The organism is Brucella pituitosa, from assembly GCF_003049685.1.
Taxonomy (GTDB): domain Bacteria; phylum Pseudomonadota; class Alphaproteobacteria; order Rhizobiales; family Rhizobiaceae; genus Brucella; species Brucella pituitosa.
Genome location: NZ_PYSY02000001.1, coordinates 464519 through 482321 on the forward strand (window position 1 = coordinate 464519; position 17803 = coordinate 482321).

Here is a 17803-nt window from a genome sequence, read left to right on the forward strand (position 1 = left end):
GGGGGCGGTAATGGATATGCAGCTTCTTGGAATGCGGCTTTATAACGGTGCGGCTAAGCCTGACTTTGATTTGCTGGCCTATGCCGACCTTAGCGTTGCCGGTGGCCTCACCATTCGCGGTGCGGCTCTGGTGTCGAGAGACGGCGAATACCGTGTTTGGCCGCCATTCAGTAAAGATGACCGTAAGGCCGTCAGATGGCGGCATGACAGCCCATTTCATGAGGCTGCAATCAATCTTGTTCTGCCTGCTTATCGGGCTATTTCGGGCAAATTGGAGGGCTGAGCTATGGTGAGCGCCACGCTTAACATTAAAGTACCTCCACGCCGCTTATTAAAGCCAAGGGATGCCGCAGAATACTGCGGCCTTCCGGTTAAGCACTTCATGGGCATGTGCACAGTCGTTCAAATCGATATGCCGAATGGCGACCGCCTTTACGATATGCATGATCTCGATGCGTGGATCGATGCATTAAAGACGGGTGGAAACAGCGACGATGATCGATTGCTTGAAAGGTTGGGCTGATGGCAATCGTTCGCGTCAAAGGTTTTCAAATCTGGCAGGATAAAAAGCTGCCATATAAATGGCGTTGTCGTCACCGCAAGACCGGCACAATGATTGATACTGTCAAGTTTCCGCTTGGCAGTTTATCGTTTCTTGCTGAGTGCTCGCGCATTCAAGCCTTGCTCGATAAGGGGGAAAATTCCAAGCCGGGAACGTTGGGAATGCTTATCTCTCGTTACCGTGCGGGTGTTTCATTTCAAGACCTCGCCTTGCGCACCAAAGCAGACTATCAGCGCATTTTCGATTATTTGCAGCCCATTGCTGATACTCCAATTGATCGCTTCACGCCGCCTCTTGTTGTGAAGATACGCGACAAGGCTGCTGAAAAGCACGGTCGCCGCTTTGGAAACTACGTCAAGACAGTTATGGCTTTGACGTTCGCCTGGGGGCTTGAGCGCGGCTATGTGAAGATCAATCCCGCGCTGAATATTAAGGGCATTCGTCGTCCAAAAGGTACTGCTGACGCGAACCGTCCTTGGACGGATGCGGAACGCCATGCGGTTCTTGAAGCGCTTCCCAGCCATATGGCGTTGCCAATGATCCTTATGATGTATTGTGGCTTGGATCCACAGGACGCACTGCAATTGTCGCGTTCATCAATATCCGACGGCAAGATTGATACTCAACGCGGAAAAACAGGCGTTGCGGTTTGGTTGCCACTTCCATCGCCTGTTGTTGAAGCTCTTGAGCGCGCACCAAAACATACAGCAATTACCGTTTGCGCCAATAGCTATGGCAGGCCGTGGACCTATAACGGCTTCAGCACCAACTGGGCGAAATTGAAAAAGAAGCTGGAAGAAACTGGCACGATTAACCCCGGCCTAACGCTCAAAGGATTGCGGCATACCGTGGCAACGATTCTGCGTGAAATGGGCAAGGATCATGAGACGATTGCGGCGATGCTCGGTCACAAAACCGAAGCCATGGCGAAGCACTATTCGCGCCGTGCAGATGTGAGCAAATTAATGTCGGCAACCGTGACGGATTTAGACGCTGAAATGAACAGGCGTAGAACAAAAACTGTCAAACCCGCCTGAAAAAAGCGTCAAACTTGACTGGATTGAGAAATGAAACAAGTCAAATATGATAATTATATGAAGGGCTTAGAGTGGTGCCCGGAGACGGATTTGAACCGCCGACACGCGGATTTTCAATCCGCTGCTCTACCAACTGAGCTATCCGGGCATCCTTGCAGTGATTTCTCACCGTGTGGCGGTGTTGGTGTCCGCCGGAAGTGGGTGGGTTATAGCATTAAATTTCGCGCTGTCCAGCACCCCATCGCAATTTTTATAAGATTTCTTATAAACACGCTAAAGTGCCGATTTCGCTGTGGAAATCGATGTTTGCCAGCCTCAGTTGTCGTTTTCTTCCTCTTCTTCAATCGTTTTTCCAGGAATGACATAGCTTCCCGAAAGCCAGCGATTGAGATCGATGCTTTTGCAACGTGGCGAGCAGAACGGATACGTATCACGAACCGATGGCTTACCACATTCAGGACAGGGGCGAGTCGGGCGCAACGGTGTAACGCGCGAACCGGCAGCTGCAGATATATCTTTCTTGTCGCTCATGGGAATTCTCAGACCTTGCCGTTTATCCAATTGGCATAAACCGGATAGTCACCATCGGCCAGCAAGCTTACAGTTTCCTGCAAGGGGAGGCCAACCACATTGGTATATGATCCAACCAGCTTGACTACAAAGCTGCCTGCAAGCCCCTGAACGGCATAACCACCAGCCTTGCCGCGCCACTCGCCTGACGCGAGATAGGCGTCAATCTGCTTGCGTGTCAGACGCTCGAAACGCAGGCGCGTTTCTACAAGCGTCTGACGCAGGTTGCCGTTGGGCAGAATAAGGCACACGCCGGTGAAAACCTTATGCGTGCGTCCTGACAAAAGGCGCAAACATTCCCGTGCTTCGTCGTTGATTTCTGCCTTGGGCAGGACACGACGTCCCACGGCAACAACCGTGTCAGCCGCCAGAACAAAAGCATTGGCGAAGTTTTCATCGCCCTTCAATTGTTCCTGTGCGGCTTTTGCCTTTTCACGCGCAAGACGACGCGCCAGTGAACGCGGATGTTCCGCGCGCTCAGGCGTTTCGTCAATATCTGCTGGCTGAATATGATCTGGCTCAATGCCGACCTGCCCCAGAAGCTCGATCCTGCGGGGAGAGCCGGAGGCAAGAACCAGCTTATGTTGCGCACTCATAGACAAGGTTTTTCCTGGAACTAAGTTTCCCGAAAGATAGGGGCTGCTTACTTGAAGCGGTAGGTGATACGGCCTTTGGTCAGGTCGTAAGGGGTCATTTCGACCAGAACCTTGTCGCCGGCGAGAACGCGGATGCGGTTCTTGCGCATGCGGCCTGCAGTGTGGGCAATAATTTCATGTTCGTTTTCGAGCTTCACGCGGAACATTGCATTCGGCAGCAGTTCCGTAACAACGCCCGGAAATTCGAGGACTTCTTCTTTCGCCATGCGATACCTGTTACTTTCTTTGATAGATTGGCCCGAAATCGGGCCGCAGCTTTAAATTTGGCCGGAACCTATATGATTAGACGGCATTTGTGAACAACCGAATTGGGCGATGTTATTTTGGGGCTAATCGCTCTGTGATTTGCCGCTTCAGGCGATCGCGCACATCACGATATGCATTCAGGATCTGCTCACGGCTTCCCGTCATAAGTGTTGGATCAGGCGTGGGCCAATATTCCACATCCACTGAAAAGCCGCGCATCCGTTCAAGCACCGTATGATGCGCGAGCGGGGTAAGCGTGATGATAAGATCAAAATAGCCGTCCGCCAGTTCTTCCAGTCCGCGCGGTTGCCGGGCATCGAGCGACAGGCCTTCTTCAATGAGCACGGCATCGACAAACGGGTCGCGCTCGCCGCGTTGAACACCGGCAGAAGCAATATACATATTGGGTGGAAGCAGCTTTCTTGCAAGAAGTTCGGCAATTGGCGAACGAATGGAATTCTTGCCGCAGACGAAAAGTACAGAAGTGGGCCGTTTAACGACTTCGCTTTCTTCTGCTGGGACAATCGCTTCCTGATTGCTCATCAAGGATCAGCCCCGCCAGTGCAGCACGCAGACGAGCGTGAAAAGACGCCGTGCGGTCGCAAAATCGACTTCGATCTTGCCGTTCAGTCGCGTTTGCAGGGTTTGCGAGCCTTCATTGTGCAAGCCGCGCCGCCCCATGTCGATTGCCTCAATCTTGCTGGGGCTCGCTGAGCGAATGGCCTCATAATAGCTTTCGCAAACGAGAAAATAGTCGCGCACAACACGCCGCAATGGAGTCAATGAGAGGATGTGAGTCGCAACATCGTCGCCGCTTTCACGCATGATGGAAAAAATCAGGCGTGATTCCATCAGCGAAAGCTTCAGCTTGTACGGCCCGCCGGTATGATCACCCACCGGGTGAAAGGCATTTTCTTCAATCAGGTCAAAAATCGCGACCGCGCGTTCGTGCTCGACGTCAGGCGTCGAACGGCCGATGGATTCATCGAGCTCGACGTCAACAAGACGGGCATTAGGAACGCCGGCGGTCATGATACCTCATAGATTAAGCCGGATGGCAACGGACTGCGCGTGGGCGTCGAGGCCTTCGGCACGAGCGATTTCGATAGCTGCGGGACCGAGGGCGCGTAACTGATCCGGGCCGAGTTTGAGAAGCGAGGTGCGCTTCATATAATCAAGAACCGAAAGGCCAGACGAGAAACGCGCAGAGCGCGCGGTTGGCAGAACGTGATTGCATCCACCGACATAATCGCCGATCACTTCCGGCGTATAGGCGCCGATAAAGACCGAACCGGCATTGCGGATTTTTGGCAAAAGCGCTTCCGGATCTGCCGTGGCGATTTCCAGATGCTCCGCAGCAATGCGGTTTGCCAGCGGAATGGCTGCTTCAAAATCGTCAACCAGAATGACGGCACCGAAATCGCGCCAGCTTGCGGCGGCTGTTTCAGCGCGCGGCAAGGTTTTAAGCTGACGCTCCACAGCCTCTTCAACAGCCTTTGCAAAAGGCTCATCATTGGTCATCAGAATCGACTGTGCTGCAGTGTCATGTTCTGCCTGCGCCAGAATATCAGCGGCCAGCCAATCGGGATTGTTGTCCTTATCGGCAATCACCAGCACTTCGGAAGGGCCTGCAATCATGTCGATGCCAACAGTGCCGAACACAATGCGCTTGGCGGCAGCAACATAGGCATTGCCAGGGCCGACGATCTTGGCGACCGGCTCAATGGTTTCAGTGCCATAGGCGAGTGCTGCAATGGCTTGAGCCCCGCCGACACGGTAAATCTCCGACACACCTGCGAGCCGTGCAGCAACCAGAACTAGCGGATTGAGCTTGCCATCGGGCGAGGGGACGACCATGACAATCCGATCAACGCCCGCGACCTTCGCAGGCACGGCATTCATCAGCACTGAGCTTGGATAACTCGCTGTGCCGCCGGGCACATATAGGCCAACCGCTTCGATGGCCGTCCAGCGCGAACCGAGTTCTACGCCAAGCGCGTCGGTATAACGGTCGTCCATGGGCAGCTGACGCGCATGATGCTTTTCGATGCGCTCATGGGCGAGTTTGAGAGCTTCAATGGTTGAAGCCGGTGCATCATCAAAGGCCGCATCGATTTCCGCTTCCGTCACGCGGATGCCGGTCTTATTCAGATCGATACGATCAAACCGCTGCGAATATTCAATAAGCGCTGAATCGCCTTCGCGGCGCACACGATCAACGATTTCGCGGGCAGCCCGATCCACATCTTCCGAGACTTCGCGCTTGCCGGTGAGGAAAGCTGCAAACTTCTGTTCAAAATCGGGATCGTTTTGTCTGAGCGTCGTGACCACGCTGGTATTCCTTTAATTGTCAGTCTGGGCGGTGCCCGTCAGGTATGTGAAGCGGTTGTCAGCGGCAATCAGGCGTCGTGTCGCGGCAGGGTATTTGTTTCCCAGGCAGGACCGAGATCCGTCAACTGTGCTTCAATGCATTCTACATCCAGACGGATAGCCGCATTTGCCGAGAAAGTCAGTTCCAATGTTCCGGCAGGCGCTTCACCGGGAACGAAACGAATGGCCAGCAGCGAGAGTACTTCATCCGATTTTTGCCGGTCGATGCCGGTAGCTTTTGCAGCTGTGACACGATTGAAATGCAGGGCCGTGCGACGACGCTGATATTGCGGCTTGCGGAACAGTTTAGGCTTTGCCTCTTCCCAAGCAAAACGGTTGGCAGTCAGGACAAAACGCTTGTCCTTCGCAAGATATTGAAGATCGGAGACTTTTAGGACTGCATCCTGAAGATGGGCGGACAGGACCTGCAAATCCTCCTCATCCAGCGCCACAAGCTTCAACATTTCCATATCTGGCATCGTTCCCTGCTATTTTCAAAATGATGTGGAAGCAACTTTACATGCCAGCACAAAAAAATCGACAGGCTTTTCAGCCTGTTGATTAATCTGCCTGCGATAAAAGAAAAGCCGGAAATTTATTTCCGGCTTTTAAGCAATTAACCGCTGATGCGTTCGACATTCGCGCCGCAACGCGAGAGCTTTTCTTCCAGACGCTCAAAGCCGCGATCAAGGTGATAGACGCGGTTGACGATGGTTTCACCTTCAGCTGCAAGGCCTGCAATGACGAGAGAAACCGAAGCACGCAGATCGGTCGCCATAACCTGTGCACCCTTGAGACGTTCGACGCCTTCAACGGTTGCAGTCTGACCGGACAGCGAAATCTTTGCGCCAAGGCGCGCCAGTTCCTGCACGTGCATGAAGCGATTCTCGAAAATCGTTTCGGTAATGCGCGACGTTCCCTTTGCCATGGTCATCAGGCCCATGAACTGCGCCTGAAGATCGGTAGGGAAGCCGGGGAATGGATCGGTCGTCACGTCTACCGGATGAATGCCATGGCCATTGCGCACAACACGCAGACCACTGTTGGTTTCGGTGATTTCAGCACCAGCTTTGCGCAGCGTATCGAGTGCTGCGGTCAGCTGACTTGCCTCAGCACCTTCAAGCAGGACGTCGCCACCGGTCATCGCAACAACCATGGCATACGTGCCGGTTTCAATGCGATCAGGAATAACGCGAACGCGTGCACCTGACAGGCTGGTCACGCCCTGAACATGGATCGTCTCGGTGCCAGCACCGGTGATTTTTGCGCCCATGGCGTTGAGGCAATCCGCCAGATTGACGACTTCCGGTTCGCGTGCAGGGTTCTCAATAATGGTTTCGCCATTGGCCAGCACTGCTGCCATCAGCATCACGTGGGTTGCGCCAACTGAAACCTTCGGGAAGCGATAGTGTGCGCCAACAAGGCCACCCTTTGGCGCGCGCGCCTTGGCATAGCCGTTTTCAATATCGATCTGCGCGCCGAGAGCCTGAAGGCATTCGAGCAGCAGGTCAACCGGGCGCGTACCGATTGCGCAGCCGCCGGGCAGTGAAACGGTGGCTTCTCCCATACGAGCCAGAAGCGGTCCGATAACCCAGAAGCTCGCACGCATCTTGGAGACCAGCTCATAAGGAGCAACGGTGTCGACGATATTGCGGGCTGTGAAATGGATGGTGCGCGAATAGGCACCATTCTGGTGCTCACGGCGTCCATTGACCGAATAATCAACGCCGTGATTGGAAAGAATGCGGATCAGCTGCTCGACATCGGCGAGATGCGGCACGTTTTCGAGCGTCAGCGTATCGTCGGTGAGAAGGGAGGCGATCATCAAAGGAAGCGCGGCATTTTTCGCGCCAGAGATGGGAATGACGCCGTTGAGCTTGTTGCCGCCGACGATTTTGATGCGATCCATGCTGTTTCACCTTCTGGGCCGAAGCCATTGCCCGGTAATCGATTTTTGCAAATTCCGCAGCGTTCATGCCTGCGGGCGTTGCATTATGAAATGACTGTTCTTGCGGCGGAATTACGTCGATCACGAATCATAGCCGAACCGCGACGCCACCAAGAATTGAATTGTGCTTTTATCGCAGCCACTCGCTATCTTCAAGAAAGGCTTTGCCGGCTGCGGTTTTGTTCCGCCTGATATACTAACCTTGAAAATTGAACCGCATGTTAATCGGTGTCGTCTTTTCCCGCAGTAATACCAGTATTGCGTTCGTCGGCATCGCCGGCGCGGCGCGAACGGGTTTGTGCTTTACGACGTGCCAGATTCGCCCGAAGCTGCTCTGCAAGCCGCTTTTTGCGCCTGTCCGCCTGATTTTGTTTCTCGTCGTGGGTGTCATCTTCGTTCATGAAGGTTGTTTACTACGGCAGAAAGCGCGGGAAAAGCGCCTTCTGTGGAGGCGGGCGGGGGATTTCCACATTATGTGAAAATAATTGTGATTGGTTGCTTGCGATTTGCGTAATGATGTGTCAGAAGTCCGCCGCGTTCAAGAGAATGCTGCGGTAGCTCAGTGGTAGAGCACTCCATTGGTAATGGAGAGGCCGAGAGTTCAATCCTCTCTCGCAGCACCAGTTTCCCTTAGGTTGGAAACGAAGGTCCTATCCCCCCTGAGATAAAATTTCGAGCTACACAATGATAGATATCATTGCTGTTCGCCATGATCTGCGATTTGATTTTGCGAATGAAAAAGTAAATTCATCTCACTTGGCGTAGCTCCCGCACAGGTAAAAATCCTGCAGGGGGTCTTCTCGGCTAAGCGGCTGAATAAATTTAGTAAATCAGCGTTACCGCTGATCTAAAAAACATTGAATTTTATTGAGAAAGAATGGCGCACCCGAAAGGATTCGAACCTCTGACCCCCAGATTCGTAGTCTGGTGCTCTATCCAGCTGAGCTACGGGTGCTTGCCTGTGTGCCGCGATTGCTGCGGCGATGGGCGGTTGATAATCGGACGGATTACTAAAAGCAAGCACCTTCTTGGAAAAAAATGCGCTTATGTGAAGTTTTCTTATCAATGCCCGGCTTTGCGGGCTTTTAGAGCCTGTTTCGAAATGGGGAAAACGCATGAAAGCCAGGCAATGGCGTGAATTCAGGACGAGACAGCATTCGCAAAGCGGGAATCATGCAGTGAATCAGCCCACTAGCAACTTGATGAATCGAGTGGATTTTTTGAATTTCAGGTTTGAACCAGCATTTATGTCGGGCGAAATTCTAATATCGAACGCAATCCTCTGATGCGTGTCGTTTCATTGTATTGATACAAGATGCTTAAGCCGCGTCGCTGCCGTGCTTATTGCTGCGTCTTTCGCCCCAATTGGGCAAGTCAGGAAGGCGAATCTCGAAATGCGCACCAATGGGCCGATCTTCACGCAGTTCGATTGTGCCGCCATGCGCGCGCACCAGTTCCTGCGCGATTGCAAGACCAAGCCCTGTCCCGTCGCTTCGTGTGGAGCCCTTAAACGCTGTAAAGAGATTGTCGCGCGCTTTCTGCGGCAGGCCAGGGCCAGTGTCTTCCACGCCGATAATTGTTGTCGTTCCGATTCTCCCTGCAGAAAGTGTGAGACGCTTGACGGTAGATACATCGCTGCGCCGATCACGCTCCATCGCCTGCACAGAGTTACGGCACAGATTATGCAACACGCGGAACAGCTGTTCGGAATCGACATTCAATTCAAAATCAACGGGGATGAGATTTTCGAACTCGATACCGCTTTCCGCTTTCAGATTAAGCGTTTCCTGCACATCAAGAATGACGGTGCTTAATTGTACGCGGCGCGGGGCAGGCGGGGCCTCTTGCGAGCGGCCATAGGCCATAACGCTTTCGGAGTAATTGATGGCACGGCTTAACGTGTGGATGAGCTTTGGCGCGAAACGCTGCACCATCGGGTCCTGAGTGTCGGCCAGTCGGTCTGACATGAGCTGCGCTGATGCCAGAATGTTGCGCATATCATGATTGATTTTGGAAACCGCGAGGCCGAGATCGGCCAGATGCTTCTGTTCTTTCAGCGTGCGCTGCAAATCGCTTTGGATATGTGCGATCTGTCGTTGTGCAATGCCGAACTCGTCCTTGCGGTTTTCTGGCACAAGAATCCGGGTTGGATTGTCGGGTGCTGAGGCAAAGTCGATCATATTGCGATGCATGAGGCGCACAGGGCGCAGCAGCATTTCGTGAATGATGAGATAAACGAGGCTCGCGGCAATCACCGAAATAAGCAGAGAGATGATCGCAACATTGGTCGCATAACTCAGCATGGCATGGCGCAGCGGTGCATCTGAAGTGACGATTTCGATAATACGTCCGGGATTGGCGGATGGCGGGTTCGATCCATAAATACGCAAAGTGCGATTGCCGCCGTTAAACAGCGTTCCAAACGCATCCCAGATCGCAGCGGCTTCACTGATATTATTGAGATCGACCACCTGATCGATAGTGCCCGGCATTTCGCTCATTGCGAGAAGATGAGATGCACCCGCTTCGCGCAAAGCAATTGCCTTGGTCCCGGTTGCAAGCAGCACCTTGTCCTGAACTTCGCGTGGAATATTGATATTGCCGCTCGCAATAAGCACTTCGCTGACGGCATACACGGTGTCGAGGCGCGAACTCATCCAGCGCACCCGCATATTGGCGATAGATGGCACGAAGATCAGAACCTCAGCGATAAGAACGGCAAGAGCCGTCAGAATGAGGAGCTTGCTTGAAAGCCGGTTGCGCCAGCGAAGGCGCGTGAAATGGATGGGCGAAGTCTTATCGTCCTGTGGGGATGCCGTAGCGGGAGAACGCGCGGCTGTATCGGCAACGACCCCACCCGTATCCATGGTTTTTTCAACAGCCGCCATACGTTAAATCCAAATCGACAGGCTGTGTGGCTGCGATGCGGCCGCGCCTTATTCAGAAAGCTCATCACAATGCGAACATACAAATATCGCCTTCTATATATGGTGGCGCGAGATAATTCCAACGGGCTTTGTCTCTTTTGATTGAAACAGGTCCGTTGGGTTCCTTTACCAGCATTACCGAAATTTAACTCGACGTGCGGAATCGCGACGTGCAAACTCGCAAAAAGGGAAATCTGTGATGCTTCAATGGTGGCACTTTCGGTGCAACTATTGGGGCGATCATTATTTTGATACTGTTTGCAGCTTATCCTGCGCCCAACGTGAATATGGATGGTTTGAATCAGAGGCCCGTCGATGCCTTCGACAAGGCCCTGCCGGAGAGTTGAATGAAGTCCTGGAAGCAGATTGTTCTGTGCCTGCTTATTGTTATTGCCGCTGGTGGCGGTTGGTACATCTATAAAAATAAAGACTCTTCGGCGCAAACGGCATCAGGCGCAGCTCCCGGACCGCAGGCGCATGGATCATCTTCGGGACGCGGCGCTCCGCTCGTTGTTGTTGAACCGGCTGGCGAGGAGACGATCAACAATCGCCTGACAGCCATCGGATCAGCACGCGCCCTCAGTACAGTTTCGGTCACGCCTTATTCGAGCGGTTATATGAATGAACTGCTTGTGAAAGCGGGCGATTTCATCAAGGCGGGTGATCCGATTGCGGTCCTCGACAATGAGACCGAAACCATTGCAGTCAGCAAAGCACAGATTGCGTTGAAAGATGCTGAAACCACCCGGCAGCGCATCGCGCGTTTGCGGGCCACGAATACGGCAACCGTTGTTCAGGAAGTTGAAGCTGATCTTGCTTTGTCCAACGCCAAGCTTGTACTGGAAGATGCGCAGCTCGCACTGAGCCGCCGCACGGTACGCGCGCCGATTTCCGGTGTTGTTGGTATTCTGCCGGTTAATGCCGGGAATTATGTCACCGCACAAACTTCAATTGCCCGCATTGATGATCGCTCCAAGGTGCTGATCGATATTTGGGTGCCGGAACGTTTTGCACCGCAGATCAAAGTCGGTCAGCCGCTGACGGCCGAATCGACAGCATTTCCCGGTGTGATGCATAAGGGTGAAATCAACGCTGTTGATAATATGCTCGATGAAGCGAGCCGCACATTGCATGTTCGTGCTGAGATCAACAACGATCAGGATCGCCTGCGCGCCGGCATGTCGTTCTCGGTGACTGTCTTGTTCCCGGGAGATAATTATCCTTCCGTTGATCCACTGGCTATCCAGTGGGGTGCCGACGGCTCTTACGTCTGGCGCGTGGAAGAAGGCGTCGCGAAGAAAGTCGCTGCGCGCATCGTACAGCGCAATTCGACCAACATATTGATCGACGGTGCAGTTAAGGAAGGCGACATGATCGTTACGCAAGGCGTGCAGACCGTGCGCGACGATGCGCCGGTCCGTTTGCAGGATGAGCAGGGCACCGCCCGCATTGATCCAGTCGCCAAAAGCCGCGTTGCAGGGTGAGGATAAAGCGTGAGCAATCCTAATTCGCATTCGGGCAATACCGGTGGGTCGACAGCGCTGTTCATTCGGCGCCCGGTCTTTGCCTTCGTCATCAATGTTCTGATTATCGTTGCAGGCCTTGCGGCCTTTACCGGCGTCGACATCCGCGAGCTGCCGGATGTGGACCGGCCCGTTGTCACCATCAGCACCGATTTCAGCGGCGCTTCGGCTGAAACCATTGATCGTCAGCTGACACAGGTTCTGGAGAATGCGGTTGCCCGCGTGTCGGGCGTGAAATCCATTTCCTCGTCATCTTCTTTTGAGCGCAGCCGTGTCACGGTCGAGTTCAACGACGGCGTTGATCTCAATGTCGCCGCCGCAGATATGCGTGACGCTATTTCACGCGTGGCAAACGATGTGCCCGAAGAAGCTGATCCTTCGCGCATCATCAAGGCCGATTCCAATGCCGATCCGGTCATGCGCCTTGCTGTCACGTCCGACACCATGGCGGTCGATGACATGACGGTGCTGGTGGAAGATCAGATCCAGGATGTGCTCTCGGCTGTTCCCGGTGTCGCCGATGTGCAGATCAATGGTGATCGCGACAAGATTTTCCGCATCGATATCAATCAGGCACGTCTGGCAAGTTACGGGCTAACCATTGCGGATATTTCGAGTGCGCTTTCTTCCATGGGCCTTGATGCGCCAGCGGGGTCGTTGCGCAGTTCTGATCAGTCGATTGTTGTTCGCGCCACGGCCAATCTTGAACGACCGGAAGATTTCGAGAACGTCTATATCAAAGGGCGCACGCAACTCCGCGATGTCGCAACGGTGACACTGGGACCGGACATTGAAAGTTCGGCTGTGCGTTCGAACGGCAAGACGGCCATTGGTCTTGGCATCGTGCGTCAGGCGCAGTCGAACACGCTCGATATCTCGGAAGGCATCCGGGCAGCCGTCGCCAACCTGAAAAATACGTTGCCGCCCGGCGTCGATGTGACAGTTACCAGCGACGATGCAAGCTTCATTAATGGCGCTATCCACGAAGTTGAGATTGCGCTGATTGCTTCCGTTATCATCGTTGTCGTGATCATCTTCATGTTTCTCTGGGATATCCGCGCGACACTTATCCCGGCTCTGGCTATGCCTGTGGCATTGATCGGCACGATTGCGGCGATCTATCTCAGCGGGTTCTCGGTCAATATTCTCACATTGCTGGCGCTGGTGCTTGCGACTGGCCTTGTGGTGGATGACGCGATTGTGGTGCTCGAAAATATCGTGCGGCGACGCAATCAGGGCATGGGACCACGTGCGGCGGCAGTCCTTGGCACACAGGAAGTCTTCTTCGCTGTCATCGCAACGACACTTACACTTGTGGCTGTGTTTGTGCCGATTTCCTTCCTGCCGGGACAAGCTGGCGGTCTTTTCCGCGAGTTTGGTTTCGTGCTGGCGATTGCAATTTTGCTGTCATCGATTGTGGCATTGACGCTCTGTCCGATGCTGGCATCGCGGTTCCTTAAAGAGGGTGTTGAAACCTCTGAAGGCGGCGGCCATGGTCCAAAATTTCTGCGTCGGATCGGCAGTGGTTTGGCAAGCTTTTATCGTAAGAGCCTCCATGCCTGTCTTTCTGCCCCGTTCATTGTCGTTCTGGTCGCAATACTTTTTGCCGGTGCGTCCTATGTCGGTTTCGGTATGCTGAGACAGGAGCTGACACCGACGGAAGATCGCGCGGTTGCCATTCTACGCATCAATGGGCCACAGGGCATCAGCGTTGAATTTCTTCAATCGCAGCTCGAGAAGATCGAAACAGCGATCCAGCCTTTGCGCGATAGCGGCGAAATCCTGACCACTTATGGCATTGCCGGGTCGGGCGGGTCGTCGAATAACGGCTTTATGGTTCTGACACTGGCACCGTGGAAAGAGCGCAGCCGCTCGCAGCAGGAAATCATGGCCGATATCACTGCGCGTACACGCGGTATTACAGCGGTGCGTATTTTCACGGCGCAGCCGAACAGTCTGGGTATTCGCGGTGCAGGCAATGGTTTGCAGTTTGCGGTGCTTGGTCAGGATTATGCAAAACTGCGTCCTGCGACTGACGCTATTGTTTCGGCGCTCGAAAAAGACCCCCGTTTCGTGCAGCCGCGTCTGTCGGTCGAACCGACGCAGCCGCAGCTTTCTGTCGAGATCAACCGTGAGCGTGCATCCGATCTTGGTATTGATATCACCGGTCTTGCCAATGCGGTTCAGGCTGTCCTTGATGGTCGCAAAATCGGTTCGGTCTATGTTGGCGACAGAAGTTTCGATGTGAAGCTTGTATCGACCACCAACCCGATTAACGACCCGACCGATCTGGAAAACGTCTTCCTGAAGACAACAGATGGTCGTTATGTACCGATGTCGTCCATCGCATCGGTAGTCGAAAAAGCGGTTCCACCACAGCTCAACCGCGAAGAGCGGCAGCGGTCTATCGCTATCACGAGTGATCTGCGCAGCGATTTTGCTTTGGGCGACGCCTATGCCGCCGCATTGGAAATAGCAGCACCGCTACTACCACCCGGCGCACATATTATTCCACTGGCCGAAGCCTCGACACTGAGTGAAACCTCGACCGGTATTGCACTGGTATTTGGCTTTGCCATCATCATCATCCTGCTGGTTCTGGCAGCACAGTTTGAAAGCTTTGTAAGTGCGCTGATCGTTATGGCAACCGTGCCGCTGGGTCTTGGCTGTGCTGTCTTCGCGATGATCCTGACCGGCACGAGCCTCAACGTCTATAGCCAGATCGGACTTGTGCTGCTTGTCGGCATCATGGCCAAGAACGGTATTCTGATTGTCGAATTTGCCGATCAGTTGCGTGACAAGGGTATGAATGTTCGTGAGGCCATTGAAGAGGCGGCAAATATCCGCCTGCGCCCGGTCTGCATGACCATGATCTGTTCGGTTCTCGGCGGTGTACCGTTGGTTCTCGCAAGTGGTGCAGGCGCGGAAGCCCGTGTGGCGCTTGGCTGGGTAATAGTTGGTGGCCTGGGTCTTGCCACGATCGCAACCTTGTTTGTGACGCCGGTCGCCTATCTTCTTCTTGGTCGCTTCACCAAGCCAAGAGTTGAAGAAGAAGCACGGCTTGAGCGCGAGCTGGTCAGGGCCGTAGCACTGGAAGAAAAGTTGAAATGAAAAAAGCCCGGTCATAGGACCGGGCTTTTTTGCTGCGAGGTTTGTTATTTCTTCATCGCATCCGTGATCTTGGACGTCCAAGCGCCTTCCGGCTTCTTGGTAATGACCGGATCGGAACCGCCGCCAAGCAGCGTATCAACTGTGCGGTCTGCTGCCGCCACATCAAGCGTGCCATCCGAACCGTCGATCAGCTTGCCGATTTCCTTGATCATGAGCTCCTGAACTTCCTGGGTCTGAGCACCCGAAGCATCATTGTCGAGAATGATTTCGGCAGCCTCAGCAGGGTTTTCAGATGCATATTGCCAGCCCTTCATCGAAGCACGGACAAAACGGGCGAGCTTGTCGACCATTGCAGGATCGTCAAGACTCTTATCAAGAACGTATAGGCCATCTTCCAACGTGGCGACGCCCTGTTCTTCATAAGGGAACACGACGAGCTGATCGGCAGGAATACCGGCGTCGATCACCTGCCAATATTCGTTATAGGTCATGGTGGAAATGCAATCGGCCTGCTTCTGGATCAGCGGATCGACGTTGAAGCCCTGCTTGAGTACGGTCACGCCATCCTTGCCGCCTTCGGTCGGAATTTTCAGATGGCTCATCCATGACAGGAACGGATATTCATTGCCGCCAAACCAGACGCCAAGCGTGCGGCCCTTGAAGTCTTCCGGCTTGGTGATGTTGGTGTCCTTGCGGCAGGTCAGCATCATACCGGATTTCTTGAACGGCTGTGCGATATTGACGAGCGCCACACCTTTTTCGCGTGTCGCAAGCGCGGACGGCATCCAGTCCACCACCACGTCAGCGCCACCACCGGCGATTACCTGCGGAGGAGCCACGTCCGGGCCGCCCGGCTTGATTTCCACGTCGAGATTTTCGGCTTCATAGAAACCTTTGTCCTTGGCGACGTAATAGCCTGCAAACTGTCCCTGCGTCACCCATTTGAGCTGCAAGGTCAGCTTGTCAGCTGCCATTGCCGAGCTGCTCATGAGCGCGAGCGCCAGTCCGGCTGTTCCAAGGCATAGAGAAATTGCCTTTTTCATTTCAGTTCTCCTCTGGTTAAGGCTCTACCTTATTTTTGCAGATGCCAAATATTCAGGCTTATGCCCTCCTGTATGAAGGGTGCCAGAATGTCATTCTGCGCTCGATCAGCGCGATCAGCCCGTAAGAGAGCGATCCCGCAAGAGCGGCTACAAAGATTTCAGCCCAGACCATGTCCACATTCATGCGCCCGATTTCAGCCGATATGCGGAAGCCCATGCCGACAATCGGCGTGCCGAAAAACTCGGCGACAATCGCGCCAATCAGCGCCAGCGTGGAGTTGATTTTGAGCGCGTTGAAAATGAATGGCATGGCTGCCGGCAGGCGCAGCTTGATCAGCGTCTGCCAATAGTTCGAGCCATAGGTCTGCATCAGATCGCGTTCCATCGAGCCACTTGCCGCAAGTCCCGCCACTGTGTTCACCAGCATCGGGAAGAAGGTCATGATGATGACGACGGCTGCCTTCGACTGCCAGTCGAAGCCAAACCACATCACCATGATGGGTGCCACGCCGACAATTGGAAGGGCGGCAGCAAGATTGCCAAGCGGCAGCAGACCTTTGCGCAGGAATGGCACTCGGTCAGCGATGATGGCCGTGACAAAGCCCAGACCGCAACCTGCGACATAGCCGATGATGACGGCTTTCATGAAGGTCTGCTGGAAATCGGCCCACAGGATTGGAACCGAACTCGTGATCCGCGCCCATATGACCGATGGGGCAGGCAGAAGCACCTGCGGTACGGCAAACAACCGCACGGCGACTTCCCACAGAAGGAGCATCGCGATGCCGAAGAGGGCAGGGACGGCAATGTCCAGCAGCTTCTGGCTGTGCGGATTGCGAGACTTCAGGCTTGCCACCCAACCGACAATTGCCCATGAGACGGCAATCAGCGCGACAATGATTATGACATTCGTCATGTTGCCGCCCTTTCTGGCTTTGCACCCATGCGTCGGTTGACGACGCTTGCGACAAACCCGACGAGGGCCACCAGAACACCAGCCATGATGGCTGCTGCGATGAGTGCGGCCCATATCTGAACCGTCTGGCCGTAGTAGGAACCGGCCAGCAAACGTGCGCCAAGTCCGGCGACGGCACCTGTCGGCAGCTCGCCGACGATAGCCCCCACCAGGCTGATAGCGACTGCAATCTGCATCGATGTGAACAGGAAGGGCATGGCAGCAGGCCAGCGCAGTTTCCAGAACACCTGATTGCGGGATGCATTGTAAGTCCGCATCAGATCAAGATGCATCACATCGGGGGATCGCAGGCCTTTGACCATGCCCACGGCCACGGGAAAAAAGGAAAGGTAAGTTGATATGATCGCCTTTGGCAAAAGCCCCGAAATGCCGATCGCATTCAGTACCACGATAATCATCGGTGCGATGGCGAGAATGGGGATTGTCTGTGATGTGATGATCCACGGCATCAGGCTTTTATCGAGGGTGCGCGAATGCACAATGCCGACCGCGAGCAGCACGCCAAGCGCCGATCCCAGCACGAAACCGAGCAAGGTCGATGAGAGCGTCACCCAGCCGTGATAGACGAGGCTGCGCTTGGAGCTCGGTTTTACGTCAAAGACGGTTTTCCAGATTTCTTCCGCCACCTGATGCGGTGCAGGCAGGACTGGGCGGTCCTGATGCATCGTATTGGCAACGATTGTCGAGAATGAAATCTCGGTTCCGGCGCGCTCTGCCTGATCACGCTCAAACGGTGCGTTGAGAAAGACCGCAAGCAGATACCAAAGCCCGATGATCGCCAGCAAAACCGTCGTTACCGGAATAAATTTGTCACGAAGAAAGGCTGTCATTCTT

18 protein-coding genes and 3 tRNA genes are annotated in these 17803 nt (G+C 54.1%); 6 read left to right on the forward strand and 15 right to left on the reverse strand.

Annotated elements, in window-relative coordinates; genetic code table 11:
* Nucleotides 1-10 precede the first annotated feature (10 nt).
* From C9380_RS02205 to C9380_RS02215, 3 genes are all read left to right on the forward strand, one after another.
* Nucleotides 11-283: a hypothetical protein gene (locus C9380_RS02205; RefSeq protein WP_128092909.1), complete on the forward strand. Its 273-nt coding sequence runs from the start codon at nucleotides 11-13 to the stop codon at nucleotides 281-283.
* Between the two features lie 105 nt (nucleotides 284-388).
* The gene (locus C9380_RS28315) at nucleotides 389-523 is read left to right on the forward strand and encodes a hypothetical protein (RefSeq protein ID WP_282183923.1); all 135 of its coding nucleotides are present in this window, start codon (nucleotides 389-391) and stop codon (nucleotides 521-523) included.
* A complete protein-coding gene (locus C9380_RS02215; RefSeq protein ID WP_128092911.1) occupies nucleotides 523-1599 on the forward strand; it encodes a tyrosine-type recombinase/integrase in 1077 nt (358 codons plus the stop codon). The genes C9380_RS28315 and C9380_RS02215 overlap by 1 nt, the downstream gene beginning before the upstream one ends.
* 72 nt (nucleotides 1600-1671) lie before the next feature.
* Here the strand turns inward: C9380_RS02215 and C9380_RS02220 are convergent.
* The 10 genes from C9380_RS02220 to C9380_RS02265 all read right to left on the reverse strand — a co-directional run bounded on the left by C9380_RS02220 (nucleotide 1672) and on the right by C9380_RS02265 (nucleotide 7790).
* Nucleotides 1672-1747, reverse strand: a tRNA-Phe gene (locus tag C9380_RS02220).
* A 167-nt stretch (nucleotides 1748-1914) separates the two neighbouring features.
* Nucleotides 1915-2130: a DNA gyrase inhibitor YacG gene (gene yacG, locus C9380_RS02225; protein ID WP_024898072.1), complete on the reverse strand. Its 216-nt coding sequence runs from the start codon at nucleotides 2128-2130 to the stop codon at nucleotides 1915-1917.
* An 8-nt stretch (nucleotides 2131-2138) separates the two neighbouring features.
* The gene (locus tag C9380_RS02230; RefSeq protein ID WP_024898071.1) at nucleotides 2139-2765 is read right to left on the reverse strand and encodes a Maf-like protein; all 627 of its coding nucleotides are present in this window, start codon (nucleotides 2763-2765) and stop codon (nucleotides 2139-2141) included.
* A gap of 47 nt (nucleotides 2766-2812) precedes the next feature.
* Nucleotides 2813-3031 (reverse strand): translation initiation factor IF-1, encoded by a 219-nt coding sequence (gene infA, locus C9380_RS02235; protein ID WP_002965531.1) that lies wholly within the window; start codon nucleotides 3029-3031, stop codon nucleotides 2813-2815.
* A 112-nt stretch (nucleotides 3032-3143) separates the two neighbouring features.
* Nucleotides 3144-3614, reverse strand: a complete 471-nt coding sequence (locus tag C9380_RS02240) for an arsenate-mycothiol transferase ArsC (protein ID WP_105705409.1) — start codon at nucleotides 3612-3614, stop codon at nucleotides 3144-3146.
* 6 nt (nucleotides 3615-3620) lie between these two features.
* Complete coding sequence (locus tag C9380_RS02245) at nucleotides 3621-4103, reverse strand: UPF0262 family protein (RefSeq protein ID WP_024898069.1); 483 nt, start codon at nucleotides 4101-4103, stop codon at nucleotides 3621-3623.
* A 6-nt stretch (nucleotides 4104-4109) separates the two neighbouring features.
* A complete protein-coding gene (gene hisD / locus C9380_RS02250; RefSeq protein ID WP_128092912.1) occupies nucleotides 4110-5402 on the reverse strand; it encodes a histidinol dehydrogenase in 1293 nt (430 codons plus the stop codon).
* 68 nt (nucleotides 5403-5470) lie between these two features.
* Entirely contained in the window at nucleotides 5471-5911 is a 441-nt protein-coding gene (locus C9380_RS02255) for a DUF2948 family protein (protein WP_024898067.1), read from the reverse strand.
* A 146-nt stretch (nucleotides 5912-6057) separates the two neighbouring features.
* Nucleotides 6058-7350: a UDP-N-acetylglucosamine 1-carboxyvinyltransferase gene (murA, locus tag C9380_RS02260; protein ID WP_100559783.1), complete on the reverse strand. Its 1293-nt coding sequence runs from the start codon at nucleotides 7348-7350 to the stop codon at nucleotides 6058-6060.
* A 260-nt stretch (nucleotides 7351-7610) separates the two neighbouring features.
* The gene (locus C9380_RS02265; RefSeq protein WP_024898065.1) at nucleotides 7611-7790 is read right to left on the reverse strand and encodes a hypothetical protein; all 180 of its coding nucleotides are present in this window, start codon (nucleotides 7788-7790) and stop codon (nucleotides 7611-7613) included.
* 147 nt (nucleotides 7791-7937) lie between these two features.
* On the opposite strand from C9380_RS02265, the gene C9380_RS02270 reads away from it, so the two are divergent.
* Nucleotides 7938-8012, forward strand: a tRNA-Thr gene (locus C9380_RS02270).
* A gap of 255 nt (nucleotides 8013-8267) precedes the next feature.
* Here the strand turns inward: C9380_RS02270 and C9380_RS02275 are convergent.
* A tRNA-Arg gene (locus tag C9380_RS02275) sits at nucleotides 8268-8344 on the reverse strand.
* A gap of 364 nt (nucleotides 8345-8708) precedes the next feature.
* The gene (locus C9380_RS02280; RefSeq protein ID WP_128092913.1) at nucleotides 8709-10277 is read right to left on the reverse strand and encodes a sensor histidine kinase; all 1569 of its coding nucleotides are present in this window, start codon (nucleotides 10275-10277) and stop codon (nucleotides 8709-8711) included.
* A gap of 386 nt (nucleotides 10278-10663) precedes the next feature.
* On the opposite strand from C9380_RS02280, the gene C9380_RS02285 reads away from it, so the two are divergent.
* A complete protein-coding gene (locus C9380_RS02285) occupies nucleotides 10664-11800 on the forward strand; it encodes an efflux RND transporter periplasmic adaptor subunit (protein WP_128092914.1) in 1137 nt (378 codons plus the stop codon).
* Nucleotides 11801-11809: 9 nt separating this feature from the next.
* A complete protein-coding gene (locus C9380_RS02290) occupies nucleotides 11810-14950 on the forward strand; it encodes an efflux RND transporter permease subunit (RefSeq protein WP_100559780.1) in 3141 nt (1046 codons plus the stop codon).
* 44 nt (nucleotides 14951-14994) lie between these two features.
* Here the strand turns inward: C9380_RS02290 and C9380_RS02295 are convergent, their stop codons facing one another.
* Genes C9380_RS02295 through C9380_RS02305 form a run of 3 tightly spaced genes read right to left on the reverse strand, consistent with a single transcriptional unit; the run spans nucleotide 14995 to nucleotide 17799 of the window.
* The gene (locus tag C9380_RS02295) at nucleotides 14995-15993 is read right to left on the reverse strand and encodes an ABC transporter substrate-binding protein (protein WP_128092915.1); all 999 of its coding nucleotides are present in this window, start codon (nucleotides 15991-15993) and stop codon (nucleotides 14995-14997) included.
* A 58-nt stretch (nucleotides 15994-16051) separates the two neighbouring features.
* Nucleotides 16052-16909 carry an ABC transporter permease gene (locus tag C9380_RS02300; protein ID WP_128092916.1) on the reverse strand — a complete coding sequence of 286 codons (858 nt, stop codon included), beginning with the start codon at nucleotides 16907-16909 and terminating at the stop codon, nucleotides 16052-16054.
* Nucleotides 16906-17799: an ABC transporter permease gene (locus C9380_RS02305; RefSeq protein ID WP_100559776.1), complete on the reverse strand. Its 894-nt coding sequence runs from the start codon at nucleotides 17797-17799 to the stop codon at nucleotides 16906-16908. Before C9380_RS02305 ends, C9380_RS02300 begins: the two co-directional genes overlap by 4 nt.
* Between the last annotated feature and the right edge of the window lie 4 nt (nucleotides 17800-17803).

Coding starts and splice junctions, on each gene's coding strand:
- C9380_RS02205 (WP_128092909.1), top strand. CDS start 11: ATGGATATGCAGCTTCTTGGAATGCGGCTTTATAACGGTGCGGCTAAG.
- C9380_RS28315 (WP_282183923.1), top strand. CDS start 389: ATGTGCACAGTCGTTCAAATCGATATGCCGAATGGCGACCGCCTTTAC.
- C9380_RS02215 (WP_128092911.1), top strand. CDS start 523: ATGGCAATCGTTCGCGTCAAAGGTTTTCAAATCTGGCAGGATAAAAAG.
- yacG (WP_024898072.1), bottom strand. CDS start 2,130: ATGAGCGACAAGAAAGATATATCTGCAGCTGCCGGTTCGCGCGTTACA.
- C9380_RS02230 (WP_024898071.1), bottom strand. CDS start 2,765: ATGAGTGCGCAACATAAGCTGGTTCTTGCCTCCGGCTCTCCCCGCAGG.
- infA (WP_002965531.1), bottom strand. CDS start 3,031: ATGGCGAAAGAAGAAGTCCTCGAATTTCCGGGCGTTGTTACGGAACTG.
- C9380_RS02240 (WP_105705409.1), bottom strand. CDS start 3,614: ATGAGCAATCAGGAAGCGATTGTCCCAGCAGAAGAAAGCGAAGTCGTT.
- C9380_RS02245 (WP_024898069.1), bottom strand. CDS start 4,103: ATGACCGCCGGCGTTCCTAATGCCCGTCTTGTTGACGTCGAGCTCGAT.
- C9380_RS02255 (WP_024898067.1), bottom strand. CDS start 5,911: ATGGAAATGTTGAAGCTTGTGGCGCTGGATGAGGAGGATTTGCAGGTC.
- murA (WP_100559783.1), bottom strand. CDS start 7,350: ATGGATCGCATCAAAATCGTCGGCGGCAACAAGCTCAACGGCGTCATT.
- C9380_RS02265 (WP_024898065.1), bottom strand. CDS start 7,790: ATGAACGAAGATGACACCCACGACGAGAAACAAAATCAGGCGGACAGG.
- C9380_RS02280 (WP_128092913.1), bottom strand. CDS start 10,277: ATGGCGGCTGTTGAAAAAACCATGGATACGGGTGGGGTCGTTGCCGAT.
- C9380_RS02285 (WP_128092914.1), top strand. CDS start 10,664: ATGAAGTCCTGGAAGCAGATTGTTCTGTGCCTGCTTATTGTTATTGCC.
- C9380_RS02295 (WP_128092915.1), bottom strand. CDS start 15,993: ATGAAAAAGGCAATTTCTCTATGCCTTGGAACAGCCGGACTGGCGCTC.
- C9380_RS02300 (WP_128092916.1), bottom strand. CDS start 16,909: ATGACGAATGTCATAATCATTGTCGCGCTGATTGCCGTCTCATGGGCA.
- C9380_RS02305 (WP_100559776.1), bottom strand. CDS start 17,799: ATGACAGCCTTTCTTCGTGACAAATTTATTCCGGTAACGACGGTTTTG.